Here is a 25,185-nt window from a genome sequence, read left to right on the forward strand (position 1 = left end):
TAGGCAGTGCTTAGCCGTTGATGACTTTTTGCAACTCACCAGATTCATACATTTCCATCATGATGTCAGAGCCACCGATGAACTCGCCCTTGATATAAAGCTGTGGAATCGTGGGCCAGTTGCTGTATTCCTTGATGCCTTGACGAATTTCGGCGTCGTCCAGCACGTTGACGGTTTTGATGGCCTTGGGTTCTACGCCGCAAGCTTTGAGCACTTGAATTGCACGGCCCGAAAAGCCACACATGGGGAAGCTGGCGCTACCCTTCATAAACAGCAACACGTCGTTGCCTTTCACGAGTTCATCAATGCGTTGTTGTGCGTCGCTCATGGGTTCTCTCCAAATAAAGGTTAATTATTTCACTGTTGGCCATTGTCCACCCGAGCAGCGCAGGATTCCCGCAAGGTCAGGACGGCTTTGTACGTTCACAAACCCTTGGTTTCCCAGCAAGGTTTGCACGGCATGGGCCTGGTCGTAGCCGTGTTCTAACAGCAGCCAGCCGTTGGGTTTGAGGTGCTGTGTCGCTTCGCGCACGATCACGCGGATGTCATCTAGGCCATCTGCGCCAGAGGCTAGTGCCGACAAAGGCTCGTGCTTCAAAGTGGCCAAGTGTTCGTCATCGCTGGCCACATAAGGCGGGTTGGACACAATCGCGTCAAAGGTTCGGCCTTTCAAAGGGGCAAACCACGAACCGTGGTGGAAGTCCACTGGCAACGCCAAACGTTCTGCGTTTGCGCTGGCCACAGCCAAGGCATCGGCGCTGGCATCCACCGCGCTGACTTGGGCATCGGGTCGTGTGTGTTTGATGGCCAAGGCAATCGCGCCGCTCCCCGTGCCAAGGTCCACCACTTCAGGTGACGAGGTATCGGCAAGGCAGGACATGGCCCACTCCACCAAGGTTTCGGTGTCGGCGCGTGGGTCGAGTACGCGCTGGTCCACGTGCAGCGTCAAGCCAAAAAATTCTTTTTGGCCTGTGATGTAAGCCACGGGTTCGGTGTTGAGGCGGCGTTGCGCATTCGTTTCAAAGGTGGCTTGGACAGTGGCATCTAGCGTGTCATCGCCATGCGCCAACAGCCATGCTCGGTCGTGCGGTGCGCGGCCCAAGGCATGTAACAACAGCACTTGCGCGTCAAGGCGAGGCAGACCCAAGGTTTGCGCCCAAGCTGCGGCTTGGGCCACGGACAACACGCTCATGTGTTGCCTTCCAGCGCAGCGAGTTGTTCAGCCTCGTGCGCATGCTTCAAGGCTTGCATCGCCTCACTCAAATCACCTTCCATGATGAAGTTGAGTTTGTACAGCGTGAGGTTGATGCGGTGATCGCTCCAACGCCCTTGCGGGAAGTTGTAGGTGCGAATTCGGTCGCTGCGGTCTCCCCTGCCAATCAGGCCTTTACGCATAGCGGCATCTTTGGCTGCCCGCTCGGAGCGGTCTTTTTCTTGGATGCGTGCGGTCAGCACTTTCAGCGCTTGCGCTTTGTTGCTGTGCTGGCTGCGGCCGTCTTGGCATTCGGCCACGATGCCTGTGGGCAAGTGGGTGATGCGCACAGCAGAGTCGGTTTTGTTGATGTGCTGGCCACCCGCACCGCTGGCGCGGTAGGTGTCGATGCGCAAATCAGACGGGTTGATTTTGATGGCCTCAGCTTCATCAGGCTCGGGCAACACCGCCACCGTGCAGGCGCTGGTGTGGATGCGGCCTTGGGTTTCGGTGGCTGGCACGCGCTGCACGCGGTGGCCGCCCGACTCGAACTTGAGCCAGCCGTACACGCCGTCGCCACTAGAGCCGCCGTCCATGCGGACCACCACTTCTTTGTAGCCTCCCAGCTCGCTTTGTGATTCGCTCACGATCTCGGTGCGCCACCCTTGGCGCTCGGCATAGCGCATGTACATGCGTAGCAAGTCTGCGGCAAACAAGGCAGATTCATCGCCACCTGTGCCTGCGCGAATTTCGATGAAGGCTGGGCGTGCATCGTCTGGGTCTTTGGGCAGCAACATGCGTTGCAGCTCGGCTTCGAGTTGCAACAGTTCAGCCTCGGCGCTGGCAATTTCTTCTTCGGCCATGGCGCGCATGTCGGCGTCATCGCCACCGTCTTGCAGCATCTGCTGTGCAGCTTGCACATCGGCTTCACGTTGTTGGTAGCGTGCGTAGCGGCCGGCAGTAGCGGTCACGTCGGTGTGTTCGCGTGACAGCGCCAAGAACTGCGTCATGTCTTTCATGATGTCTTCGCGAGACAGCAAGAAGTCGAGTTCGTTCAAGCGTTGGGTATGGCGCTCAAGCTGAGCGCGCAGAAAGTCTTTCATGGATTCAGCGCCTAACGGTTGCCGCGCAAAAAGAAATGCTCAATCGCATGACGCGCACGTTCGCGCGATTCCGCATCACCCGCATGCAATTCGGCCATTGCACCGTGCAGCATTTTTTGGGTCAGACCGCGCGACAGGCTTTCCAGCACCGCGTCTACATCGTCGCCTTTGGCAATCGCTTTACGGGCGCGGGCCAATTCGGCACTGCGCCAATCTTCGGATTGCGCGTTGAGTTGCTGAATCAGCGGCACGTTGCTGCGCTGGTCCATCCAGTGTTCGAAACTTTGCACGCCTGCATCGATGATGGCTTCAGCTTGCGCCACCGCCGCTTGGCGGTTGGCTTGACCGGTTTGCACCACGTCAGACAAATCGTCCACGGTGTACAGGTACACGTCCTCAAGCGACTTCACTTCGGGCTCGATGTCGCGCGGCACAGCCAAGTCGACCATGAATATGGGGCGGTGTTTGCGTTGCTTTAACGCACGCTCGACCGCGCCCAAACCAATCAAGGGCAGTGTGCTGGCGGTGCAGCTGATGACCACATCAAACTCATGCAGTCGCTGCGGCAAGTCGGCCAAGCGCATGACTTCGCCGCTAAATTGGGTGGCCAGCTTTTCGCCGCGTTCCAACGTGCGGTTGGCAATGGCAATCGCTTTGGGGTTCTTGGCTGCAAAGTGCGTGGCACACAGCTCAATCATTTCGCCCGCACCTACAAACAGCACGCGGGTTTCGCTCAAGTCTTCAAACAGCTGGCTAGCCAAACGTACAGCCGCAGCGGCCATACTGATAGAGTGCGCGCCAATTTCGGTAGAGCTGCGCACTTCTTTGGCCACAGCAAACGAGCGCTGGAACAGTTGGTTGAGTGTGGTGCCCAGTGCACCGGCTTCGGTGGCGGCGCGCACTGCGTCTTTCATCTGGCCCAAAATTTGGGGCTCGCCCAACACCATGGAGTCGAGGCCACTGGCTACGCGGAAGGCATGGCGGGCTGCATCGGCTTCGAGCAGCGCGTAGGTGTGGCCTTTCAGATCGTCAGCAGACACACCGCCAGACTTAGCCAACCAAGCCATGGTCTGCTGCATTTGCGCCTCGCTACCCGCGCAGTAAATCTCGGTGCGGTTGCAGGTGGATAGGATGGCCACCTCGCTGTCAGGTGCAAAAGAATGGCGCAGGGTCGCGAGGGTCGGACCCATTTGGTCGACCGCAAAAGCGAAACGGCCCCGCAAATCAAGCGGGGCTGTCGTGTGATTGAGGCCTAAAGCCCAGACTGCCATATCGCAGATTATAAAATTTACTCACATGGGCCCTTTAGAACAAATCCTTCACACTTTTAACTTCATCGCGCCGGCATGGGGCGTGGCCCTGTTTTGCGTGCTGGTAGCCCGCTTCACAGCCCGTTGGTGGCTACCCTTAGCCATTTGGAGCTTGATGACGCAGACCTTGGTGAGCGGTGTTTTAGGCACGGTGGTCTTAGTTGGCGGCTTAGTTCTGTGGGGCGTTGACGGAAAAATGGCCACATATTCGGCCTTGGTCATGACTTGCGGTACCGCCCAGTGGCTGATGTGCAAGGGTTGGCAGCGTTGATGTGAAGCGCCCAAGGCGAGCAGCCTGCGTGTACGTTGGCTCCTCTTCGCTGCGCTCAGAATGTCGCTCACCATACACGCAGGCTGTTCGCCTTGGGCTTTGCGCTGGCGATTTTGTGCACAAAGCGCACCTTAACTCCGCAAGACGGTGAGCAGGCCGTGTGCGCGGTGAGCGACATTCTGAGCGCAGCGAAGAGGAGCCAACGCGCATACGGCCTGATCACCGTCCAGAAGTGACTTCAAAACTCACATCACCAGCAATACCCCTAAAGATCAACACCCGACACCCCCAAACCCAGTAAGTGCACTCAGGCACTCCCCTCAGGGAACCTAAGCCCCTGCAGTAAAATCGGGCCTTAATTCGCGCCCCCAATGCGCCTTAGCGCGCACATCACACCATGAATGCTCCCACCTCGCTGAACCACTTGCTCGCCACGGCTGAAGAAAGCCCGCGACTGCGCGAAATTCCCTACAACTACACCTCCTTCTCTGACCGAGAAATCGTGCTCCGCTTGCTCGGCGCAGATGCATGGGAGTTGCTGCTGCGTTTGCGTCAAGAGCGCCGCACCGGTCGCTCGGCCCGCATGTTGTACGAAGTGTTGGGCGACATCTGGGTGGTGCAGCGCAACCCCTATTTGCAAGACGACTTGCTCGACAACCCCAAGCGCCGCCTGCAGTTGGTCGAGGCTTTGCATCACCGCCTTGGCGAAGTTCAGCAACGCCGCACACCTGACGTGGACGCCGAGCGTGATGTCATGGTGGGCCAACTGTTGCAAGCCGCCAGCCGCGCGATTGAAACATTCAACAGTCAATTCGAAGCGATTGCCGCCCTGCGCAAAAAAGCAGCGCGCATGCTCAAGAAGCACACCGCACACGACAACATCAAGTTCGACGGCCTCTCACGTGTGAGCCACGTGACCGACGCCACCGACTGGCGTGTGGAATACCCCTTCGTCGTGCTGACCCCAGACACCGAAGAAGAAATGGCCGGTTTGGTCAAAGGTTGTATCGACCTTGGCCTCACCATCGTCCCCCGTGGCGGCGGCACAGGCTACACGGGTGGCGCGATTCCGCTCACGTGGAAGAGCGCGGTCATCAACACCGAAAAGCTCGAAGCCATGACCGAAGTCGAAATGGTCGACTTGCCAGGCATCGCTCACAAGGTGCCCACGATTTACACCGAAGCCGGTGTGGTCACCCAGCGTGTGGCCGATGCGGCAGAGCGTGGTGGTTTTGTGTTTGCGGTGGACCCAACGTCTGCCGAAGCCTCATGCATTGGCGGCAACATCGCCATGAACGCGGGCGGCAAAAAAGCCGTGTTGTGGGGCACAGCGCTCGACAATTTGGCCAGCTGGCGCATGGTGACGCCCGACGCTGAATGGCTTGACGTCATTCGCGTGGACCACAACCTCGGCAAGATTCACGATGCCGAGATGGCCAGCTTCGATTTGAAGTACTACCAAGCCGACGGCAAAACATTCATCCGCCAAGAGCGTCTCGACATCCCCGGCAAGTCCTTCCGCAAAGAAGGCTTGGGCAAAGACGTGACTGACAAGTTCCTTAGTGGCTTGCCCGGTGTGCAAAAAGAAGGTTGCGATGGTTTGATTACCAGCGCACGTTGGATCCTGCATCGCATGCCCGCGCACACACGCACCGTGTGCATGGAATTCTTCGGTAATGCCAAAGACGCAGTGCCTAGCATTGTCGAAATCAAAGACTACATGTTTGCCGAGCAAAAGCGCAGCGGCGTGTTGCTGGCCGGCCTTGAGCATTTGGACGACCGCTACTTGCGCGCTGTGGGTTATGCCACCAAGAGCAAACGCGGCGGCTTGCCCAAGATGCTGCTGATTGGCGACATCGCCGGTGACGACGCTGACGAAGTGGCGCGCGTCACCTCCGAAGTCTCACGTATGGCCAACACCCGCAGCGGCGAGTGCTTTGTGGCCGTGAGTGCAGAAGCGCGTAAAAAGTTTTGGCTCGACCGCAAGCGCACCGCTGCGATCAGCCGTCACACCAACGCGTTCAAGGTTAACGAAGACGTGGTGATTCCTTTGCCACGCATGGCCGAGTACACCGACGGTATTGAGCGCATCAACATCGAGCTGAGCCTGCGCAACAAGCTTGAACTGTGCGATGCGTTGGAAGACTTCTTCGCCAAAGGTAATTTGCCTTTGGGCAAGTCTGACGACGCAGCCGATATCTCTACACCTGAGTTGCTCGAAGACCGCGTGCAACAAGCCCGCTCGCTCGTTGGCGAAGTGCGTGGCCTGTGGCAGCAGTGGCTCAACGAGTGCGATGCGCTCTTCCCACAGTTGCAAGACCACACCTTGCGTGCGAGCTGGAAAACACAAATCCGTGCGCAGCTGCAAAACATCTTCACAGGCGCACAACTCGCGCCCATCTTGGAAGAGTGCAACGCCATTCACAAGCGTGTGCTCAAAGGCCGTGTGTGGGTAGCCCTGCACATGCACGCCGGTGACGGTAATGTGCACACCAACATTCCCGTCAACAGCGACAACTACGCCATGCTGCAAACCGCTCACGAAGCGGTGGCCCGCATCATGGTGTTGGCGCGCTCGTTGGACGGCGTGATTTCTGGTGAGCATGGCATTGGCATAACCAAGCTGGAGTTTTTGACCGACGACGAGCTCAAGCCGTTTGCCGACTACAAAGCCAAAGTCGATCCAGAAGGCCGCTTCAATAAAGGTAAATTGCTGCGCAACCAAGATGTAGACACATCTTTGCGCCACGCCGATTTGAGCCAAGCCTACACACCGAGCTTTGGCTTGATGGGTCATGAATCTCTCATCATGCAGCAGTCCGACATTGGTGCGATTGCCGCCAGCGTGAAAGACTGTTTGCGTTGCGGTAAGTGCAAGCCCGTGTGCTCGACGCATGTGCCACGCGCCAACTTGCTGTACAGCCCACGTAACAAAATTTTGGCCACGTCACTCTTGGTCGAAGCTTTCTTGTACGAAGAACAAACCCGCCGTGGTGTGTCCATCAAACACTGGCAAGAGTTTGAAGACGTGGCCGACCACTGCACGGTGTGCCACAAGTGTTTGACACCTTGCCCTGTCAAGATTGACTTTGGCGATGTGACCATGAACATGCGTAACTTGTTGCGCAAGATGGGCCAGAAAACCTTCCGTCCCGGCAATGCGGCGGCGATGTTCATGCTCAATGCCACCAACCCCGAAACCATCAAGTTCGCGCGTACAGCGATGGTGGGCGTGGGTATGAAGCTGCAACGCTTTGGGCACGATCTGCTCCAAGTGGTGGCGCGCAAACAAACCAAGGCGCCCCCTGCCACCGTGGGCGCAGCGCCCATCAAAGAGCAGGTGATTCACTTCATCAACAAGAAGATGCCGGGCAACCTGCCGAAGAAGACTGCGCGTGCCTTGCTCGACATCGAGAACAACGATTACGTGCCGATCATTCGCGACCCGAAAACCACCACCTCTGAAACAGAAGCGGTGTTCTATTTCCCCGGTTGCGGCTCTGAGCGTTTGTTCAGCCAAGTGGGTCTCGCCACACAGGCCATGTTGTGGCACGCGGGTGTGCAAACCGTGTTGCCACCCGGCTACCTGTGCTGCGGTTATCCGCAAAAAGGCTCGGGCCAGTTTGACAAGGCCGACAAAATCATCACGGACAACCGCGTGTTGTTCCACCGTGTGGCCAATACGCTCAACTACCTCGATATCAAAACCGTGGTGGTGAGCTGCGGCACTTGCTTTGACCAACTGCAAGGCTACGAGTTCGACAAAATTTTCCCCGGCTGCCGCATCGTCGACATCCATGAATATTTGCTCGAGAAGGACATCAAGCTCAGCACGGCTGACCAAGCGGGCTATTTGTTCCACGACCCATGCCACAGCCCCATGAAGCAGCAAGACCCGATGAAAACGGTCAAAGCTTTGTTGGGCGATCAAATACGCAAGAGCGACCGCTGCTGTGGCGAATCTGGCACTTTGGGTGTGACGCGTCCTGACATCTCCACCCAAGTGCGTTTCCGCAAAGAAGCCGAGTTGCAGAAAGACGAAGCCGCTTTGCGGGCCATGACAGGCGATGCAAAAGGCGATATGAAGATTCTCACCAGCTGCCCCAGCTGCTTGCAAGGCCTGAGCCGCTATGGCGAAGACTTGCAAAACGGTTTGCTCGAAGCCGACTACATCGTGGTCGAGATGGCGCGCAAGATGTTGGGCGAGCAGTGGATGCCCGAGTACGTGGCCCAAGCCAATGCCGGTGGCATTGAGCGCGTGTTGGTTTAAACAGAAAGACACCTATGGCCGGCTTAGAAAAACACACGCCTACACCTCAAGACATCACGGTGCATGGCGCATCGCGTGTGTTGGAAGTCAGCTTTGCCGACGGCGCGAGTTTTCGTATCCCGTTTGAGCTGATGCGCGTGTACAGCCCCTCCGCTGAAGTGCAGGGCCATGGCCCAGGCCAAGAGGTGTTGCAAACCGGCAAGCGTTTGGTTGATCTCGAAGGCTTGGAGCCTATTGGCAACTACGCCATCAAACCAACTTTTAGCGATGGCCATGACAGCGGCTTGTTCACTTGGGAATACCTGTATTTCTTAGGTTCCGAGCAAGACCAGCTTTGGGCCGACTACGAACGCCGCTTGCAGGCATCCGGCACTGACCGCGACGCGGCCATGCCTGAAAAAGGTGGCGCAGGTTGTAGCAGCCACGCGCATTGATACCATTACAAATATGAGCAGCACACATTTCGGTTTCAAAACCGTCGACGAAAAAGAAAAAGCCAAACACGTCCGTGGCGTGTTTGACTCGGTCGCATCTAAGTACGACGTGATGAACGACCTCATGTCCGCTGGCCTGCATCGCGTTTGGAAGCGCTACACCGTCATGGTGGCCGACTTGCGCGAGGGCTCGCAAGTGCTCGACATTGCAGGCGGTACGGGCGATTTGGCGATGGCGTTTGCCAAGAGGGTGGGCAAAACTGGCCGCGTGGTGCACACCGACATCAACGAAGCCATGTTGCGCACTGGCCGTGACCGCTTGCTGGACCACGGCATGGTCTTGCCCACTTTGGTGTGCGATGCCGAAAAACTGCCTTTCCCTGACAACCACTTTGATGTGGTCAGCGTGGCCTTTGGACTGCGCAACATGACGCACAAAGACGCCGCATTGCGCGAAATGTGCCGTGTACTCAAGCCCCAAGGTAAGTTGTTGGTGTTGGAGTTCTCCAAAGTGGCCAAGCCGCTTGAGAAAGCCTACGACTGGTATTCCTTCAACATCTTGCCCAAGCTGGGCCAGATGATTGCGGGCGATGCGTCGAGCTACCAGTATTTGGCCGAGTCCATTCGCATGCACCCAGGCCAAGAGGAATTGAAATCCCTCATGAAACAAAATGGCTTTGGTCATGTGGACTTTCACAACATGAGCGCCGGCGTGGTCGCGCTTCATGTTGGAATCAAGTGCTGAACGATTGAGACAACAGGAGACGACGCGATGAAAAAACTTTTCACAGCTATTTTTGTGGTGGCCATGGCCTTTGCCACGATGCACGCCGAAGCTGCCAAACGCATGGGTGGTGGTAAATCAATGGGCCAGCAGTCCAGCAATGTGACGCAGCGCGAAGCTGCTAAGCCTGCGCCGGCTGCCACGCCCAACGCAGCGCCTGCAGCAACACCGCACGCGCCTGCAGCACCTGCTGCTCCAGCAGCTGCACCTAGCCGCTTTGGTGGCATGGGCGGAATGCTCGGTGGTTTGGCTGCCGGTTTGGGCCTTGCTTGGTTGGCTCACTCCATGGGCTTTGGTGCTGAGTTTGGTCAGTTCTTGATGTTTGGCGTGTTGGCTTTGGTCGTGATGATGGTCATTGGTGCCATCATGCGTCGCCGCCAACAACCTGAAGCGAGCAGTACCAGCCCCTATGCCTTTGAAGGCGCTGGCGCACCTGCCAACCCCAGCACTCTGCCTCAGTACAACCCCAAAAACGTGGGCAACGACTCGTCAGCCCGTCCTATGGATACACAAACCAACTTCGCCCCTGCATCAGGTGGCTCGATGATTGGCGCAGCTCTGGGCGGTAGCCAGACGTGGGGTATCCCTGCTGACTTTGACACCGCAGGCTTTGTCAATGCGGCCAAGCAAAACTTCATGACCTTGCAACATGCGTGGGACCGTTCCGACATTTCTGCTTTGCGCACCATGATGACCGACAGCATGTTGGAAGAAATCAAAGCCCAACTGGCTGAGCGCGAAGCCACAGCCAATGGCCAAGTCAACCACACCGACGTCGTCATGCTCGATGCGCACCTGTTGGGCATTGAAGACATGGGTAACAACTACATGGCCAGCGTGGAGTTCTCGGGCTTGATCCGTGAAGAGCCATCCTCTGGCCCCACACCATTCCGCGAAGTGTGGAACATGACCAAGCCCAAAGACGGCAGCTTGGGCTGGTTGGTGGCAGGCGTTCAAGCCTTGCAATAAACCGGTTAAATCAGGGCGACCCGAGAAGGTCGCCCAAACAAGGAATAATTGGGGACTATGGCAACACAGTCCCCTTTTTCTTGGTTGGCCGATGCAGCAGACACGCTGCTCGCCCAACTCCCCGCAGATTTCCCACAATCCTTCACCCCACCCGCCTGGGCGGTTGCTGAAGTGCAGCAGCGCGTGGTGCTCTTGTTGAACCACATACTCATGCAAGAGCCCGCGGCACGCGACCGCTTGCAGCGCCAAAAAGGCCGCCAAGTGCAAGTGTGCTGGCGCGACCAAGTGTTTCAATGCGCCTTCACCCCAGCTGGTTTGGTCGAGTTCATCACACCCGAAGCAGGTTCTAAAGCGGCCGACCTCGTGCTGCGTGTGAACGAACCTTCGCCGTTTGAGTTGGCCAAGACCGTGTTGCAAGGCGACAAGCCTGCCATTCGCATCGAAGGCGATGTGCAGTTGGCCGCCGAAGTCAATTGGCTGATCGATCACGTGCGTTGGGACCCCGAAGAAGACGTGGCCCGCCTCATTGGCGATGCGCCCGCGCACACACTGGTGCAAACCGCCAAGCGCATCGTCGATGCTCTGCGTAGTTTTGTGCAACAAGAAACTGCGAAGGCCGCGCCATGATGACCCGTTTGCTGCGCGGTATTTACATCGTCTTCATCGTTTTGCGTTACGGCTTGGATGAGCTGGTGCTCACCAGTTTTCAAAAGCCTGGCCTGCGTTTGCTGGCGCGCATTGTGTCGGTGGGTCGCGATTTGTCAGCACCACGTGGCCAACGTTTGCGTGAGGCGCTAGAGCACCTCGGCCCCATCTTTGTGAAGTTCGGTCAAGTGTTGTCGACACGCCGAGATTTGTTGCCGCCAGACATTGCCGATGAGTTGGCCTTTTTGCAAGACCGCGTGCCACCGTTCTCGTCTGACGTGGCGGTGGGCACCATTGAGCGTGCGTTTGGTCGCCCGCTGAATGAAATTTTTGTGGAGTTCACGCACAAGCCAGTGGCCAGCGCATCCATTGCGCAAGTGCACTTTGCGGTCATCAAAGACAGCAACGGTGTCACACGCGAAGTGGCCGTGAAGGTGCTTCGCCCCGGTATGTTGACGGTGATCGACAAAGACCTGAGCCTCATGCGCATGATGGCCGGTTGGGTCGATCGCCTCAGTGCCGATGGCAAACGCTTGAAGCCACGCGAAGTGGTGGCCGAGTTTGACAAGTACCTGCATGACGAACTCGACTTCATGCGCGAAGCCTCGAACGCCGCGCAATTGCGCCGCAACATGGAAGGCCTCAACTTGGTACTGATTCCTGAAATGATTTGGGACTTCTGCCGCGATGACGTGATCGTGATGGAGCGCATGAAGGGTGTGCCCATCAGCCAAGTGGACCAGCTGCGTGCGGCGGGCGTGGACATTCCTAAGCTGGCACGCGATGGCGTGACCATCTTCTTTACCCAAGTGTTTCGCGATGGTTTTTTCCATGCCGATATGCACCCCGGCAACATCCAGGTCAGCTTAGAACCCGCCACCTTTGGCCGCTACATCTCGTTGGACTTTGGCATCGTGGGCACGCTCACGGAAACCGACAAAGAGTATTTGGCGCAAAACTTCACGGCCTTCTTCCGTCGCGACTACAAGCGTGTGGCCGAGCTGCACATTGAGTCGGGCTGGGTGCCCTCTGACACGCGTGTGGATGAACTCGAGTCTGCTATTCGCGCTGTGTGCGAACCTTACTTTGACCGCCCGCTGAAAGAAATTTCTTTGGGTCTGGTGCTCATGCGTTTGTTCCAAACCTCGCGTCGTTTCAATGTGGAGATTCAGCCGCAACTGGTGTTGCTGCAAAAAACGCTGCTTAACATCGAAGGCTTGGGCCGTCAGCTCGATCCCAATTTGGACTTATGGAGCACCGCTAAGCCATTCTTGGAAAGCTGGATGCTGGAACAAGTGGGCCCCAAAAAGCTATGGAAGCAATTGGTCGCCGAAGCGCCGCGCTACGCCAAGCTCATCCCTGAGTTACCGCGTTTGGTGCATGACTTCTTGAAGCATCGCCAAAACAATGACCACGCCCAGTTGCAGCTGCTCATCCAAGAGCAACGCCGCACCAACCGTCTGCTGCAAGGCATTGCTTGGGTGGGCGGTGGTTTTGTGCTCGGCATGCTTGCCATGCAAATTTTTGTGCGTCTGCACCATTTTTATTAATCACTTTGCGGAGTTGACCCGTGCTGCTCACACTCGTCATCGTCTATTTGCTGGTCACCATTGCCATCGGTTTGATGGCGGCCAAGCGCGTTCAAAACTCGTCTGATTTCGCCATCGCAGGTCGCCACCTGCCGATGGCCATGATCGTCACCACCACGTTTGCCACGTGGTTTGGTTCTGAAACCGTGCTCGGTATTCCGGCTAAGTTCGTGAATGGTGGTTTGCACGGTGTGGTGGAAGACCCATTCGGCGCAGGTTTTTGCCTCATCTTTGTGGGTCTGTTCTTTGCGGGCAAGCTCTACCGCATGACGCTCCTGACAATCAGCGACTACTTCCGCGAGCGCTATGGTCGCGTAGTAGAGGTGGTGTGCTCGCTCATCATCATGGTCAGCTACCTCGGATGGGTGTCGGCACAGGTCACGGCTTTGGGCTTGGTGTTCAACCTGCTGTCTGACGGTGTGGTCAGCATGGAGCTGGGCATGGTCATTGGTGTGGTGTCGATCTTGGCTTACACCTTGTTTGGTGGCATGTGGTCGGTGGCCATTACCGACTTCATTCAAATGATCATCTTGGTGGTGGGTTTGTCTGTTCTTGCGGTGTTTGCTGCTGATCAAGCAGGCGGTGCGGACAAGGTGGTGGCATTGGCCATCAGCCAAGACATGTTCAAGTTCTGGCCTGAGCCGAACATGAAAGATATTTTGTTCTTCTTTGCCTCAGCCATCACCATCATGCTGGGCTCCATTCCTCAGCAAGACGTGTTTCAGCGTGTCATGTCGGCCAACAGCATCAAGGCAGCTACGCATGGTCCCGTGATTGGTGGCATTTGCTACATCTTGTTTGCGTTTGTGCCCATGTTCTTGGTGGTCAGCGCCATGATCATCATGCCCGAGCAAGCCAAAGCGTTGATTGCCGATGATCCGCAAAAAGTGCTGCCCACTTTGGTGATGACGCAAATGCCGTTTGTCATGCAAGTGCTGTTCTTTGGTGCGTTGTTGTCGGCCATCAAGTCGTGCGCCTCGGCCACCTTGCTCGCGCCTAGCGTCACGTTTACCGAAAACATTTGGCGTCAGTTCCATCCCCACCAAACCGACAAGCAAGAACTGCGTGCCATGCGGGTGACGGTGTTGGTGTTCAGCATCTTGGTGCTTGGCTATGCCATTCGCATGCAAGGCACGTCGATATATGAAATGGTGTCTGGTGCTTACCAAGTGCCACTGGTGGGCGCGTTTGTGCCCCTCACGTTTGGCTTGTACTGGAAGCGTGCCACCACACAGGGCGCGATCTTTGCCTTGGTCATGGGCTTGCTCACTTGGGGCTTGTTCTTGGCGACGCCTGCGGGTGATGAGTTTCCGGCCCAATTGGCTGGGGTGTTGGCCAGTTTGGCAGGTATGGTGCTGGGTTCTTTGGGCCCACAGGCCATTCGCAATGCCCACGGCAGCCACCACAAACTGGTGGGCGCGGCCTAAGTCGACATGTCAGGCGTGAAAGACGGTAGGGCAGGTGCCTGTGCCCCCTTGAAATAGGGGCTGGGCGCCTATAATTCAGGGTTTTACCGAATCCTCCGCGCCATGCCAATTTATGCCTACAAATGCGGGTCCTGCGGCCATGCCAAGGACGTCCTGCAAAAAATTTCAGATGCACCGCTGACCGACTGCCCTGAGTGCGGCAAAGCCACGTTTTCTAAGCAGCTCACCGCTGCGGGTTTTCAGCTCAAAGGCTCGGGTTGGTACGCCACAGATTTCAAGGGCGGTTCGGGTGGTACGTCTGCCCCAGCTGCTTCGGCAGGTACTGCGGCCACCGCTGCAGTTGCGAACAGCGACAGCGCATCTGCAAGCACCAGTGCCAGTAGCACCGACACCACAGCCAGTAGCTCAGCTGCTTCGGGCGGTTGCGCCACAGGCTGCGCGTGCCATTAATTTTTAAATACCACTAGGGTCTTCATGCCGATTAAAAAATACCTGCTCGCAGGCCTCTTGGTCTGGACGCCACTGGTCATCACCGCGGCTGTGTTGAGCTGGTTGGTGGGTTCACTAGACAGTGCGTTCCTCAATACGCTGACCAAGCTGCGTCTCGTGTCTCCCGACATGATTTATTGGCTCGACCACGTGCCAGGCCTTGGTGTGATCTTGCTGGTGTTGGTCTTGTTGCTGACAGGTGCTTTGGTGTCGAACGTGGCCGGTCGTTGGTGGATGAAGCAATGGGACCGTTTGCTGAACCAAATCCCAATCGTCAAGTCCATCTACTCCAGCGTGAAGAAGGTGTCAGATACCTTGTTCTCTGACGGCGGCAATGCGTTTCGCAAAGCCTTGTTGGTGCAATACCCACACAGCGGCACATGGACCATCGCTTTCCAAACAGGCACACCTGTGGGTGAAGTTGCCAGCAAACTCGATGGCGAGTTTTTGAGCGTTTACGTGCCCACCACACCCAACCCCACCAGCGGCTACTTTCTGCTGGTTCCAAAGACCGATGTCATTGAGCTTGATCTCAGCGTTGACGAAGCTTTGACTTATGTAATTTCCATGGGTGCTGTCTCTCCCAGCATCCCCGCACTCAAAGAAAAGAGAAACTAAAAATGGCAATGCGCTCCCACTACTGCGGTCTCGTGACCGAAGCCCTCAATGGCCAAACCGTGAGCCTGTGCGGCTGGGTTAACCGTCGTCGTGACCACGGCGGCGTGATCTTCATCGACTTGCGTGACCGCGAAGGCTACGTGCAAGTGGTGTGCGATCCCGATCGCGCTGAGATGTTCAAAGTGGCCGAAGACGTACGCAACGAGTTCTGCGTGCAGATCAAAGGCTTGGTGCGCCCACGTCCTGATGGCACGACCAACGACAACCTCAAGAGCGGCAAGATCGAAGTGTTGTGCCACGAGTTGACCGTGCTCAACGCGTCTGTCACGCCTCCGTTTCAAATCGACGACGACAACTTGTCTGAGACCACACGCCTCACACACCGCGTGCTCGACCTCCGTCGCCCGTACATGCAAAACAACCTGATGCTGCGCTACAAAGTGTCGATGGAAGTGCGCAAGTACTTGGACGAAAACGGTTTTGTCGATATTGAAACACCGATGCTCACCAAGAGCACACCCGAAGGCGCGCGCGATTACCTCGTACCTAGCCGTGTGCATGATGGTCACTTCTTTGCGTTGCCACAGTCGCCTCAGTTGTTCAAACAGCTGTTGATGGTGGCGGGCTATGACCGTTACTACCAAATCACCAAGTGCTTCCGCGACGAAGACTTGCGCGCTGACCGTCAGCCTGAATTCACCCAGATTGATATTGAAACCTCGTTCTTGAGAGAGGAGGAAATTCGCGACATGTTCCAAGGCATGATCAAGCGCGTGTTCCAAAACACCATCGGCGTGGACCTTGGCGAGTTCCCTGTCATGACGTACCAAGACGCCATGCACATTTATGGCTCAGACAAGCCAGACCTGCGCGTGAAATTGCAGTTCACCGAAGTGACCGATGTCATGGGCGATGTGGACTTCAAAGTGTTCTCAGGCGCTGCCAACATGAAGGGTGGCCGCGTGGTGGCCCTGCGCGTGCCGAATGGTTCCGTGGAAGGCGGCGGCATCAGCCGTGGCGAGATCGACGCGTACACCGAGTTCGTCAAGATCTACGGGGCGAAGGGCTTGGCCTACATCCGCGTCAACGACCTGTCCAAAGGCCGTGATGGGTTGCAGTCACCCATCGTCAAGAACATCCACGACGCAGCATTGAATGCGGTGTTGGAGCGTTCAGGCGCGCAAAACGGCGACTTGATTTTCTTCGGCGCAGACAAAGCCAAGATCGTGAATGACGCCATCGGTGCTTTGCGCATCAAGATTGGTCACAGCGAGTTCGGCAAGAAGAACGGTTTGTTTGAAGACCGTTGGGCCCCAATGTGGGTGGTCGACTTCCCGATGTTCGAGTTCGACGACGAAAGCCAGCGCTATACCGCCGTGCACCACCCCTTCACCGCCCCCAAAGACGGCCACGAAGACTGGATGGTCACTGCGCCCGAGAAGTGCATCTCCAAGGGCTACGACATGGTGTTGAACGGTTGGGAAATGGGTGGCGGCTCCGTCCGTATCCACCGCGCTGACGTGCAACAAAAAGTGTTTGACGCTTTGAAGATCACGCCAGAAGAAGCCCAGCTCAAGTTCGGCTTCTTGCTCGACGCACTGCAATACGGCGCGCCTCCACACGGCGGCTTGGCCTTCGGTTTGGACCGCATCGTGACCTTGATGACCGGCGCTGAATCCATCCGCGACGTGATTGCTTTCCCCAAGACCCAACGCGCTCAGTGTTTGCTCACCCAAGCACCAAGCCCTGTGGACGAGAAGCAATTGCGCGAATTGCACATTCGCTTGCGCAATTTGGATGCAGCCAAGGCCTAACATTGGCTCAATGGCATTGGCTCAGTTGCACTTCGGTGCAAACGACAAAGGCTCCCTCGGGAGCCTTTTTTCATGTGTGCGATTTATTGCTGTGCGTCTAAATTCAAGACGCTTGCGAGTGGCACATCGTCAGGTGCGGTGTAGTCCGCTACGATCCATGCGCGACTCGGGTGTTCCGCTGCTTCATGTAAAAACTCTTTGATGATGCGAATCGAGCCAAAGTCGAGTGCGGCAAACGGTTGGTCTAGCAAAGTGATGGTTGCGCCTGAGGCAAGGGCCGCGATCACCATCACCTTGCGACGACTGCCTGCGGAGAGCATGTGCAGTTGCTTCTCGCGATGCTCATTCATATTCAGCGCATCAACCAAGTCGTTGAGTACTTCGTGATGCCACTGTGGGTAGTGTGGGCGCAGGGCATCCCAGCAAGCTTGCACAGTCGTGGCATCGTGTTCGGGGCTTTGCAGGTCGATCCAGAACACACCACCTTCAGGTGCAATCACCTTTCCAGCAGTGGGCTGCAGATCTCCTGCCAATAAGCGCAACAGCGTGGTTTTGCCTTTGCATTCATCACCACACACCCAGCTCACGCCAGGTGACCAAGTGAAAGATAAGTTGTGAATCGGGCCGCAAGTGACGCCTTGGACTTCGAGGTGAAACATAGATGAGGTACACATGCCGTTATCGTACGCAAAACAACTGCGTGATCTTCTGTGTATCGACTAGGATGATTGCAGTTATGACTGTCTCCAAATTCCCCGCTGTTCAATTTCATCTGCCCAAAGGCAGCCGTCACTTGGCCTATAGCTCAGTCGGCGACGTCAAAAGCCCGCATGTGTTGTTGTGCTTGCCTGGCTTGTTAGAAACCCGCGCCACGTTTGACTCGCTGCTGCAAGATGCTGAAGGGTTACATGGTTTGCGGGTGGTGAGCCTTGATGTGTGCGGACGTGGCGATGCCAGCATCTTGCCGGGTGACAAGGGCTACACCATGCAGGTGTATTTGGAAGACGTCGAACATTTCATTCGCGCCGAGTTGATGCCCGAAGGCAAGCCCGTGCCCTGCATCGAAGTCTTGGGCACGAGCATGGGCGGAATTTTGGGCATGTACTTGGCCAGCGATGTGCACAACCATGTCAGCGGTTTGTTTCTGAACGACATCGGTTTGGATTTGCCTTGGATGTCGATCTACGGGCTGTACGACGGCATGAAGAAAGACGGTCGTCTGCCCACGCCCGAAGAGATGGCTGCCAAGTTCAATGTGAGCATTGGCGCTGTTTTGGCGGTGCAGTCGCCTTCGCATTTTGATTTGCCCTACCGCAAAGACTGGAAGGGTATGAAGTTTGGCCACTTGTTGAGTGCATTCAAAGGACCGTTGCGTTTGATGCATGGCAGCGACTCTGGCGTGTGCACAGCTCAGCAGGTGAAAGAGTTGAAAAGCGAGTTTCCTAAGGCACAAGTGCTTGAGGTAGCGGGTGCTGCGCACCCTGTGCCGTTCAATGCAGCGGTGAACAAGTTTGTGTTGGCTTCTCTCGATTTGCCTGTTGCGCCTGTCGCCAAGGCTGAGCTACCTAAGGTCGAACCACACAAAGCCTTTAAGCAAATGGACATGGCTCTTGAACCGGGCTCAGTTTGGAAAGAAACCACTGTGGCAATCGATGAGCCCGTTGAGGTGATGACATCGGTGGAAGTGATGAAACCCTTAGAAGTAGCCGAGCCAACGCAGCCACCTAGCCTGTGGGCTTGGCTTAAGCGGCAGTTGTTAGGCACCACAAAGAAGTAACTTCTTTGGCACGTGCAGCGTGCAGTGGGTCGTTCTCGTCAGTCGCTTTGCCATGACGTGGCTTGATGTCGTGGCGGTTGGTCACTTGCAAACCCGCTTCACTGATCCAGTTCAGCAACTCTTCGCGGCTACGCAGCCCCAAGTGCTCAGCCAAGTCCGACAAGATAAGCCAACCTTCGCCATTGGGTGCGAGGTGCTCACGCAAACCACTGAGGAAACCACGCAACATGCGGCTGCCTTCGTCATACACAGCGTGTTCGATGGGTGAGCTGGGGCGCGCAGGCACCCACGGTGGGTTGCACACAATCAAGGGTGCTTGCCCTTCTGGAAATAAATTGGTTTGCAACAGCTCTACTTTGTCGATGCGTTGCAAGCGTTTCAAGTTTTCGTGTGCACAGGCGAGGGCACGTGGGTCTTGGTCTGTCGCGATGATGCGTTGCACGCCGCGTTTGGCCAACACGGCAGACAACACGCCAGTGCCAACGCCAATGTCAAACGCGAGTGATTTGTCTTTGATGGGCGTATTCGCTACCAGGTCTACATACTCGCCTCGCACGGGCGAGAACACGCCGTAGTGTGGGTAGATGCGGTTGTTGGGTGCATCACCTAAGGCTGTAATTTCGACACCTTTTTTGCGCCACTCGTGCGCACCCACCACGCCTAAAAGTTCGCGCAGCGACACCATGCAGGCATCACCATTGGCGGGGCCCCACGCTTCGGTGCAGGCTTGCTTCAAATCTGGTGCGCGGCGCAGGGGGATGGTGTAGTCGCCATCCAAAGGCACGATCACCATGGCCAAGATGCGGGCGCGTTGGCCCAAAGCGAGGCGATGTGCATTGAAGGCTTGTACGGGCGAGAGTTCAGTCTCTGGCTTTTTGTTTTTCTTTGGCTTGCGCTCAGTGCGACGGGCCAAGGCTTGCAGCAGTTGGCGAGCGTTGTGAAAGTCACCTTTCCACAACAGGCCCGTGCCCTCACAGGCCAAGCGGTAGGCTGTGTCGGCTGACATCGTGTCGTCAGCGGCTACCACGCGGCGAGGGGCTGCAGCGCCGCTTTCGGCGCGCCAGGTGGGTAAGTTGTCTAGTGGGGTTGGCATGGCGGCATCATAGAGGGCTGCTGCCATGTGTCTGGCTGTTACTGTGGGCTAAATTCCCAAATGACGCCTGTTTGCCAGCGATTGCTTTCTGGCTCTACCCAAAATTTCCCGCCCATGGCTACGGTATTGGAGTCTGCCAAGTGTGTAAAGCGAACGAAGGGTTTGATCGATTCGCCATTGCTCAATGCCACATTCATGGCGACTTGTGCATATTGCCCTCGGCGTTGGGTGTTCACGATGTCTTTGTAGCCCGTATTGACTTCTGACAGCTTGGATGTGTGTCGGCCGTAAATCAACATCCCAGCATCTATTTCCCACATATCGCCGCTTGACCAGCGAACTGGCAGCCAGAGCTGACTGGCGCTGCGTTGATAGCCACCATAGGTCGTACCTTGGAAGGTAGAGGTGCCTCGAAGGTCATTCCAGAGTGTGTGGTACGCCAAGCCGGAGAAGAATCCTTCTTTGGTCGGACTGTCACTGAACAAAGGGAACAAGGCTCGCCAACGTGTTTCTAGGTTGGTTACCCCACTCATGCTGCCTGAGCTTTTGCTGTCGTAATTTTGTCTGCCCAGCAAAATATCGCCTTCAAATTGACCCAGCGGCATAGGCGCCCATTGGTTGATGCGCGAATGCAAACCAATTTCAGGCCCCTTCAATTGCATGAGGTCTGGCTCTTTGTATGAGTTGAAGCCTGCACTCAAACCCCATTGGACGTAGGTGTTAGTTGGCTCAGTTGTCTGTGCCCAACTCATGGGTAAGGTCGCTAGGGTAAGAATTGCAATGAGTATTTTTTTGGCATGCGCAGTTTTTACCAGACTTTTGTGTAGCTTATGAGCTGAGGCACACTTGCGCTCACAACATGAAAACATTCAAAGTCGCCACCTACAACATCCACAAAGGCGTGCAAGGCCTAGGGCCTGCGCGTCGACTTGAGATACACAACCTCGGACACGCCGTTGAGCAGTTTGATGCCGACATAGTGTGCCTGCAAGAAGTGCGCGCCTTCAATCGCCAGCAAGCTCGCCGTTTCAAGCATTGGCCTACGCAAGGCCAGGCTGACTTTCTGGCGCCTGAAGGCTACACGCCTGTCTATTGCACCAACGCCATCACCAAACACGGCGAGCACGGTAACGCCTTGCTCAGTCGCTGGCCCGTGCTGCAGCACCGCCATGAAGACATGTCGGACCATCGCCTTGAGCAACGTGGCCTTTTGCATGTCTTGCTACAACTGCAAGAGCGCGAAGTCCATGTCATCGTGGTTCACCTCGGGCTTTTGCCAGGAAGCCGAATTCGCCAAACGCAGCAATTGCACGATTTCATCGAACGCGAAATTCCTGCCAATGCACCACTGTTGGTGGCAGGTGACTTCAATGATTGGGGTAGCGCCGTGGCACGCATGATGGCCACTGTGGGCTTGCACACCAATCAGGGTAAGGCGCACCCTACGTACCCCTCGCGTTTGCCGCTGGTGCAGCTCGACCACGTTTACGCCCGTGGCGTGCATCGCGTGGCTACGCACGTGCCGCGTGGCCCGATTTGGGGCCAAATGTCCGACCACTTGCCTTTATTGGTCGAGTTTGCTTGGGATGCGCCTTGAGTCATACACACGCTCATTCACACGACATGCGCCTGTTGATTGGCGGTGTGGATTTGTTTGCGGCCATGGTCGAAGCCATGGATGCGGCGCAGCATGAGGTATTGCTAGAAACCTATATCTTTGACTTTGCTGGATCGGGGGCCGATGTAGGCCAAGCACTTGTCCGCGCAGGGCAACGGGGTGTGCGCGTGTGTGTGGTGGTTGACGGGGTCGGTACAGGTGAGTTGCCTGCGCTATGGGCTCAACGATTTGATCAAGCCGGTGTTCAGGTGCGTGTTTTTGAACCCGCTGTCGGTCTAGGTTTCTGGTTGCCACATCGTTGGCGGCGTATGCACCGCAAGCTGTGCGTGGTGGATTGTGCCGTGGCGTTCTGTGGCGGCATCAACATCTTGGACGACTACCTCGACCCGCATGTGGATGGCTTGCTCAAATTTCCTCGTTTGGACTATGCGGTGCGCATGCAAGGCCCTTTGGTTGATGCGGCACACGACACCATGACGCAGCTGTGGTCGCGCATCGAGGCCGTCCGCGATTTACGCAGCCAAGATTTGAGTCGCGCAATTGACGCTTTGCGCAGCGCATCGCAGAAGCTGCATTTGCCTGCGCGAGATGAAACGCAGCTTGTTCTGCGGGATAACGTGCGCCATCGCACCCACATCGAACGCACCTATCGCAAAGCCATTGGTGCGGCGCGGCACGACATTCTTGTGGCCAATGCTTATTTCTTTCCAGGGCTGCGGTTGCGCCGTGCTTTGGTGATGGCGGCGCGCCGTGGCGTGCGTGTGCGTTTGTTGTTGCAAGGGCAGTACGAATACTTCTTGCCCTACCGCGCGGCGCGTCAACTGTATGGTCAGTTGATGGCGGCCGGCGTGGAGATTTACGAATACCACGCCAGCTTTTTGCACGCTAAGGTGGCGGTGGTCGATGGCAAGTGGCTCACCGTGGGCTCCTCTAACCTTGACCCTTTCAGCCTCCTGCTGGCGCGTGAGGCCAATGTGGTGGCACACAACCCGCCCTTGGCCCAAGCGCTACAAGCCAGTTTGACGGATGCCATCGCGCAGGGCGCTACCCGTGTGGACCCTCACGCTTATCTCAGCCGTGGCTGGCGCGAACGCTTGGTCGATGCCTTGGCCTCAGCCGTGCTGCGCTTTGGCGTGTTCTTAACGGGTAAACGCTACTGAACTCTGCGCACATAGGGTTTTTGCTTCGCTGATACCATCATCCCTATGACTGCAAAAGACAACTTCGAAGGCACGCCCGTTTCTGTCAAGATCCGCGAGCGCATTGCTGCCTCACGCAAACGCTTCCACAGCAATGACAACATTGCTGAGTTCATCCAACCTGGCGAATTAGAAGCCCTGCTCGACGAAGTCGAAGTCAAGATGCAAGGCGTGCTCGACAGCTTGGTGATTGACACCGAGCACGACCACAACACCGGCGACACCGCTCGCCGCGTGGCCAAGATGTACTTGCAAGAAGTCTTCAAAGGCCGCTACGTCAAAGCACCGGCCATCACCGAATTCCCCAACGCTGAGCATTTGAATGAGCTGATGATCGTCGGCCCCATCACTGTGCGCAGCGCCTGTAGCCACCACTTTTGCCCCGTCATCGGCAAGATTTGGATTGGCGTTTTGCCCAACGAGCGCACCAACGTCATTGGTTTGTCTAAGTACGCACGCTTGGCCGAATGGGTCATGGGCCGTCCCCAAATTCAAGAAGAGGCCGTGGTCCAGCTGGCCGACCTCATTCAAGAAAAAACACAGCCCGATGGCTTGGCCATCGTGATGGAGGCCAGCCATTTCTGCATGTCATGGCGCGGTGTGAAAGACATGGACAGCAAGATGATCAACTCGGTCATGCGCGGTGCTTTCTTGAAAGACCCCAACTTGCGTCGTGAGTTCTTGTCTCTGATCCCCAAATAAGGATAAATGCCATGTTGGTTCGTTTGCTATACGTCAGCCGTTCGGTCAAACCCGAAACCCCAGAAGAGACAGAATCTATTCTCAACAGCTCCCGCGAGCACAACATTAGTAACGGCATTACCGGCGTGCTGTGTTTTGGTGGCGGCATTTACTTGCAAGCCATCGAAGGTGGCCGCAACCAAGTGAACGCTCTTTACACCCACATCGTCAAAGACCCGCGCCACAAAGACGTGGTGATCTTGGACTACCAAGAAATCACCGAGCGACGCTTTGGTGGTTGGACCATGGGCCATGTGCGCCTCGACAAACTCAACCCATCCATCGTGTTGAAGTACTCTGAAACACCTGAGCTCGACCCCTACGGTGTGTCGGGTAATGTGTCGTTCGCGTTGCTGGAAGAACTGATGGCCACTGCGTCCATCGTCGGTCGCGCTTGATGTGACTTTGATCGGCTGCGACTTCAGCAGCAGCCCCACCAAACGTAAACCCATCGTCGTGGCTGTCGGCCACGCCAAGTCTGGTCGCGTGCAGCTACAAAGCCTGCTGCGCTTTGACACCCTTGCATCCTTTGCTAATTGGTTGAAGCAGCCCCAGGCGTGGGTGGGCGGTTTCGATTTACCTTTCGGTTTGCCGCGCGAGTTGGTTGAAACCTTGGGCTGGCCCACCAACTGGCTGCCTTGCATGCAGCACATCACCGCACTCAGCCGCGCCGAGATACGCGACACCTTCAAAGCCTTTTGCGATGCACGCCCTGTGGGCGGCAAATTTGCCCATCGCGCTACAGATACTCCCGCAGGCTCAAGCCCATCCATGAAGTGGGTCAACCCACCCGTCGCCTACATGCTGCATGCGGGCGTACCGTTACTCATTGAGGCAGGCGTCTCGTTGCCACGCTTGCACAGCGCAGACCCATCACGCATCGCACTCGAAGCCTACCCAGGCCTGCTGGCGCGTGAGCTGATTGGCAACACCAGCTACAAAAGCGACGACAAAGCCAAACAAACGCCCGAGCGCCTGATTGCCCGCAAGCAGCTGCTGCAAGCGCTGGAGGTGGGCCAAACCCGTTTGGGCTTGCGCCTCAAGCTCACCCACGCCCAGCACGACACGTTGGTCGACGATGCCAGCGGTGACAGCCTAGACGCCGTGCTTTGCATGGTGCAAGCCGCGTGGGCACTGGCCCAACACGAGGCAGGAGATGCTCACTATGGCCTTCCAGGGTGTGATTCGCTCGAAGGCTGGATCGTCACCGCTTAAAAAATGAATTAATTGGTATTAATTTTTGTGCCATTTTGGCTATAGTTGTGCATCGCAACAAAACTGCTTGGCGCAGAAGTTTTTATGAATCGCAAGGACTGGCTGATAGCGCTCTTGGCAGCCGTCATCGGTATTTTGGCTACTTTATGCGGCAGCTTGGTCGCTGGGTACCAGCACGAGAGAGCCGTTGCACGCCAGGCTGAGGTGGACTTTGCCAAACAGCTTGCAGTAGAGCGCGCCACAGAGCTAAAAGCGCTGAAGGACACAGGTTTGCGCTACATGACGGCTGCAGATGCGATGGTCAATCACTTGGTGTTCAACACTGCGCGAGAAAAATCGGTGGTCGAGTATTTGGCCATGGTGCAAAGCGCGGGAAACGAAGTGGTGTTAATCGCAGACGATGAACTCACCCGCCAAACCATGGCACTGACTCAATCCCTGACCCAGCTTCCCACCCCAAGCACCAAGCCGATGGCGCAGCGTTTGGCTGAGCTCAACGCCATGGTGGTGGATTGGATCAAGTTGTTCAAACACAGCTTGAATGCCCTGAAAGCCCAAAACGAAGAGGCCTTAGGCTTGCGCGCCAGTGCGCAGGTAGCAACCCCTCTCAAACGTTAATTTTTTGGA

At 56.4% G+C, this 25,185-nt stretch carries 25 protein-coding genes; 18 read left to right on the plus strand and 7 right to left on the minus strand.

All coding sequences use genetic code 11. The annotated features are described in order from the left end of the window. Nucleotides 1-10 precede the first annotated feature (10 nt). The 4 genes from grxD to hemA are packed head-to-tail and all read right to left on the minus strand — an operon-like array spanning nt 11 to nt 3,566. Nucleotides 11-328, minus strand: coding sequence for a Grx4 family monothiol glutaredoxin (gene grxD / locus B9Z35_RS00930; protein WP_108281799.1), 318 nt, complete (start codon nt 326-328; stop codon nt 11-13). A 24-nt stretch (nt 329-352) separates the two neighbouring features. After that, entirely contained in the window at nt 353-1,192 is an 840-nt protein-coding gene (gene prmC, locus B9Z35_RS00935; RefSeq protein ID WP_108281800.1) for a peptide chain release factor N(5)-glutamine methyltransferase, read from the minus strand. Beyond that, complete coding sequence (gene prfA, locus B9Z35_RS00940; RefSeq protein ID WP_108281801.1) at nt 1,189-2,295, minus strand: peptide chain release factor 1; 1,107 nt, start codon at nt 2,293-2,295, stop codon at nt 1,189-1,191. Before prfA ends, prmC begins: the two co-directional genes overlap by 4 nt. Before the next feature lie 11 nt (nt 2,296-2,306). Continuing rightward, a complete protein-coding gene (hemA, locus tag B9Z35_RS00945; protein WP_108281802.1) occupies nt 2,307-3,566 on the minus strand; it encodes a glutamyl-tRNA reductase in 1,260 nt (419 codons plus the stop codon). Nucleotides 3,567-3,591: 25 nt separating this feature from the next. Between hemA and B9Z35_RS00950 the strand changes: the two genes are divergently transcribed. From B9Z35_RS00950 to aspS, 11 genes are all read left to right on the plus strand, one after another. Continuing rightward, nucleotides 3,592-3,876 carry a hypothetical protein gene (locus B9Z35_RS00950; RefSeq protein ID WP_108281803.1) on the plus strand — a complete coding sequence of 95 codons (285 nt, stop codon included), beginning with the start codon at nt 3,592-3,594 and terminating at the stop codon, nt 3,874-3,876. Between the two features lie 397 nt (nt 3,877-4,273). Further along, the gene (locus B9Z35_RS00955) at nt 4,274-8,146 is read left to right on the plus strand and encodes a DUF3683 domain-containing protein (RefSeq protein WP_108281804.1); all 3,873 of its coding nucleotides are present in this window, start codon (nt 4,274-4,276) and stop codon (nt 8,144-8,146) included. 14 nt (nt 8,147-8,160) lie between these two features. Further along, nucleotides 8,161-8,580 carry a gamma-butyrobetaine hydroxylase-like domain-containing protein gene (locus B9Z35_RS00960; protein WP_108281805.1) on the plus strand — a complete coding sequence of 140 codons (420 nt, stop codon included), beginning with the start codon at nt 8,161-8,163 and terminating at the stop codon, nt 8,578-8,580. Between the two features lie 13 nt (nt 8,581-8,593). After that, on the plus strand, nt 8,594-9,325 hold the full coding sequence (gene ubiE, locus B9Z35_RS00965; RefSeq protein ID WP_108281806.1) for a bifunctional demethylmenaquinone methyltransferase/2-methoxy-6-polyprenyl-1,4-benzoquinol methylase UbiE: 732 nt from the start codon (nt 8,594-8,596) through the stop codon (nt 9,323-9,325). A 27-nt stretch (nt 9,326-9,352) separates the two neighbouring features. Continuing rightward, nucleotides 9,353-10,333 (plus strand): Tim44 domain-containing protein, encoded by a 981-nt coding sequence (locus B9Z35_RS00970; RefSeq protein WP_108281807.1) that lies wholly within the window; start codon nt 9,353-9,355, stop codon nt 10,331-10,333. A 57-nt stretch (nt 10,334-10,390) separates the two neighbouring features. Further along, nucleotides 10,391-10,960: a hypothetical protein gene (locus B9Z35_RS00975; RefSeq protein WP_108281808.1), complete on the plus strand. Its 570-nt coding sequence runs from the start codon at nt 10,391-10,393 to the stop codon at nt 10,958-10,960. Then, nucleotides 10,960-12,528, plus strand: coding sequence for a ubiquinone biosynthesis regulatory protein kinase UbiB (gene ubiB, locus B9Z35_RS00980; RefSeq protein ID WP_108282760.1), 1,569 nt, complete (start codon nt 10,960-10,962; stop codon nt 12,526-12,528). Before B9Z35_RS00975 ends, ubiB begins: the two co-directional genes overlap by 1 nt. A gap of 20 nt (nt 12,529-12,548) precedes the next feature. Further along, nucleotides 12,549-13,994 carry a sodium:solute symporter family protein gene (locus tag B9Z35_RS00985; protein WP_108281809.1) on the plus strand — a complete coding sequence of 482 codons (1,446 nt, stop codon included), beginning with the start codon at nt 12,549-12,551 and terminating at the stop codon, nt 13,992-13,994. Nucleotides 13,995-14,096: 102 nt separating this feature from the next. Then, on the plus strand, nt 14,097-14,444 hold the full coding sequence (locus B9Z35_RS00990) for an FmdB family zinc ribbon protein (protein ID WP_108281810.1): 348 nt from the start codon (nt 14,097-14,099) through the stop codon (nt 14,442-14,444). Between the two features lie 24 nt (nt 14,445-14,468). After that, nucleotides 14,469-15,101: a DUF502 domain-containing protein gene (locus B9Z35_RS00995; RefSeq protein ID WP_108281811.1), complete on the plus strand. Its 633-nt coding sequence runs from the start codon at nt 14,469-14,471 to the stop codon at nt 15,099-15,101. Nucleotides 15,102-15,103: 2 nt separating this feature from the next. Further along, complete coding sequence (gene aspS, locus B9Z35_RS01000) at nt 15,104-16,915, plus strand: aspartate--tRNA ligase (protein WP_108281812.1); 1,812 nt, start codon at nt 15,104-15,106, stop codon at nt 16,913-16,915. 83 nt (nt 16,916-16,998) lie between these two features. Here aspS and B9Z35_RS01005 read toward each other — a convergent pair whose 3' ends face one another. After that, nucleotides 16,999-17,589 carry an ATP-binding cassette domain-containing protein gene (locus B9Z35_RS01005; protein ID WP_108282761.1) on the minus strand — a complete coding sequence of 197 codons (591 nt, stop codon included), beginning with the start codon at nt 17,587-17,589 and terminating at the stop codon, nt 16,999-17,001. 62 nt (nt 17,590-17,651) lie between these two features. Between B9Z35_RS01005 and B9Z35_RS01010 the strand changes: the two genes are divergently transcribed. Beyond that, the gene (locus tag B9Z35_RS01010) at nt 17,652-18,692 is read left to right on the plus strand and encodes an alpha/beta fold hydrolase (protein WP_158268101.1); all 1,041 of its coding nucleotides are present in this window, start codon (nt 17,652-17,654) and stop codon (nt 18,690-18,692) included. On the opposite strand, the gene B9Z35_RS01015 is transcribed toward B9Z35_RS01010, so the two are convergent. Together B9Z35_RS01015 and B9Z35_RS01020 are read right to left on the minus strand one after the other, a co-directional pair. Next, complete coding sequence (locus B9Z35_RS01015) at nt 18,658-19,812, minus strand: class I SAM-dependent methyltransferase (protein ID WP_233246439.1); 1,155 nt, start codon at nt 19,810-19,812, stop codon at nt 18,658-18,660. The two genes, B9Z35_RS01010 and B9Z35_RS01015, sit on opposite strands and share 35 nt — an antisense overlap. Before the next feature lie 11 nt (nt 19,813-19,823). After that, nucleotides 19,824-20,537 carry a hypothetical protein gene (locus tag B9Z35_RS01020; RefSeq protein ID WP_108281814.1) on the minus strand — a complete coding sequence of 238 codons (714 nt, stop codon included), beginning with the start codon at nt 20,535-20,537 and terminating at the stop codon, nt 19,824-19,826. Nucleotides 20,538-20,644: 107 nt separating this feature from the next. Between B9Z35_RS01020 and B9Z35_RS01025 the strand changes: the two genes are divergently transcribed. From B9Z35_RS01025 to B9Z35_RS01050, 6 genes are all read left to right on the plus strand, one after another. Then, a complete protein-coding gene (locus B9Z35_RS01025; RefSeq protein WP_108281815.1) occupies nt 20,645-21,382 on the plus strand; it encodes an endonuclease/exonuclease/phosphatase family protein in 738 nt (245 codons plus the stop codon). Next, on the plus strand, nt 21,379-22,563 hold the full coding sequence (gene clsB / locus B9Z35_RS01030) for a cardiolipin synthase ClsB (RefSeq protein ID WP_255416664.1): 1,185 nt from the start codon (nt 21,379-21,381) through the stop codon (nt 22,561-22,563). Before B9Z35_RS01025 ends, clsB begins: the two co-directional genes overlap by 4 nt. A 45-nt stretch (nt 22,564-22,608) precedes the next feature. Next, nucleotides 22,609-23,304, plus strand: a complete 696-nt coding sequence (gene folE, locus B9Z35_RS01035; RefSeq protein ID WP_108281817.1) for a GTP cyclohydrolase I — start codon at nt 22,609-22,611, stop codon at nt 23,302-23,304. A gap of 11 nt (nt 23,305-23,315) precedes the next feature. Next, the gene (locus B9Z35_RS01040) at nt 23,316-23,741 is read left to right on the plus strand and encodes a BLUF domain-containing protein (protein WP_108281818.1); all 426 of its coding nucleotides are present in this window, start codon (nt 23,316-23,318) and stop codon (nt 23,739-23,741) included. 1 nt (nt 23,742) lies between these two features. Then, entirely contained in the window at nt 23,743-24,558 is an 816-nt protein-coding gene (locus B9Z35_RS01045; RefSeq protein ID WP_108281819.1) for a DUF429 domain-containing protein, read from the plus strand. 84 nt (nt 24,559-24,642) lie between these two features. Then, on the plus strand, nt 24,643-25,176 hold the full coding sequence (locus tag B9Z35_RS01050) for a hypothetical protein (protein ID WP_108281820.1): 534 nt from the start codon (nt 24,643-24,645) through the stop codon (nt 25,174-25,176). The last annotated feature ends 9 nt before the right edge of the window (nt 25,177-25,185 follow it).

It is taken from the genome of Limnohabitans sp. Jir61 (assembly GCF_003063545.1).
Classification (GTDB): Bacteria; Pseudomonadota; Gammaproteobacteria; order Burkholderiales; family Burkholderiaceae_C; genus Limnohabitans.

Bases quoted from the DNA above. Each gene is read 5' to 3' on its own strand.
- B9Z35_RS01005 (WP_108282761.1), bottom strand. From the start codon at position 17,589: ATGTGTACCTCATCTATGTTTCACCTCGAAGTCCAAGGCGTCACTTGC.
- B9Z35_RS00950 (WP_108281803.1), top strand. From the start codon at position 3,592: ATGGGCCCTTTAGAACAAATCCTTCACACTTTTAACTTCATCGCGCCG.
- prmC (WP_108281800.1), bottom strand. From the start codon at position 1,192: ATGAGCGTGTTGTCCGTGGCCCAAGCCGCAGCTTGGGCGCAAACCTTG.
- grxD (WP_108281799.1), bottom strand. From the start codon at position 328: ATGAGCGACGCACAACAACGCATTGATGAACTCGTGAAAGGCAACGAC.
- B9Z35_RS01050 (WP_108281820.1), top strand. From the start codon at position 24,643: ATGAATCGCAAGGACTGGCTGATAGCGCTCTTGGCAGCCGTCATCGGT.
- B9Z35_RS00970 (WP_108281807.1), top strand. From the start codon at position 9,353: ATGAAAAAACTTTTCACAGCTATTTTTGTGGTGGCCATGGCCTTTGCC.
- B9Z35_RS01020 (WP_108281814.1), bottom strand. From the start codon at position 20,537: ATGAGTTGGGCACAGACAACTGAGCCAACTAACACCTACGTCCAATGG.
- B9Z35_RS00995 (WP_108281811.1), top strand. From the start codon at position 14,469: ATGCCGATTAAAAAATACCTGCTCGCAGGCCTCTTGGTCTGGACGCCA.
- B9Z35_RS00975 (WP_108281808.1), top strand. From the start codon at position 10,391: ATGGCAACACAGTCCCCTTTTTCTTGGTTGGCCGATGCAGCAGACACG.
- B9Z35_RS01010 (WP_158268101.1), top strand. From the start codon at position 17,652: ATGACTGTCTCCAAATTCCCCGCTGTTCAATTTCATCTGCCCAAAGGC.
- B9Z35_RS01015 (WP_233246439.1), bottom strand. From the start codon at position 19,812: ATGGCAGCAGCCCTCTATGATGCCGCCATGCCAACCCCACTAGACAAC.
- hemA (WP_108281802.1), bottom strand. From the start codon at position 3,566: ATGGCAGTCTGGGCTTTAGGCCTCAATCACACGACAGCCCCGCTTGAT.
- prfA (WP_108281801.1), bottom strand. From the start codon at position 2,295: ATGAAAGACTTTCTGCGCGCTCAGCTTGAGCGCCATACCCAACGCTTG.
- ubiB (WP_108282760.1), top strand. From the start codon at position 10,960: ATGACCCGTTTGCTGCGCGGTATTTACATCGTCTTCATCGTTTTGCGT.
- aspS (WP_108281812.1), top strand. From the start codon at position 15,104: ATGGCAATGCGCTCCCACTACTGCGGTCTCGTGACCGAAGCCCTCAAT.
- folE (WP_108281817.1), top strand. From the start codon at position 22,609: ATGACTGCAAAAGACAACTTCGAAGGCACGCCCGTTTCTGTCAAGATC.
- B9Z35_RS00990 (WP_108281810.1), top strand. From the start codon at position 14,097: ATGCCAATTTATGCCTACAAATGCGGGTCCTGCGGCCATGCCAAGGAC.
- B9Z35_RS01040 (WP_108281818.1), top strand. From the start codon at position 23,316: ATGTTGGTTCGTTTGCTATACGTCAGCCGTTCGGTCAAACCCGAAACC.
- ubiE (WP_108281806.1), top strand. From the start codon at position 8,594: ATGAGCAGCACACATTTCGGTTTCAAAACCGTCGACGAAAAAGAAAAA.
- B9Z35_RS00960 (WP_108281805.1), top strand. From the start codon at position 8,161: ATGGCCGGCTTAGAAAAACACACGCCTACACCTCAAGACATCACGGTG.
- B9Z35_RS01025 (WP_108281815.1), top strand. From the start codon at position 20,645: ATGAAAACATTCAAAGTCGCCACCTACAACATCCACAAAGGCGTGCAA.
- B9Z35_RS00955 (WP_108281804.1), top strand. From the start codon at position 4,274: ATGAATGCTCCCACCTCGCTGAACCACTTGCTCGCCACGGCTGAAGAA.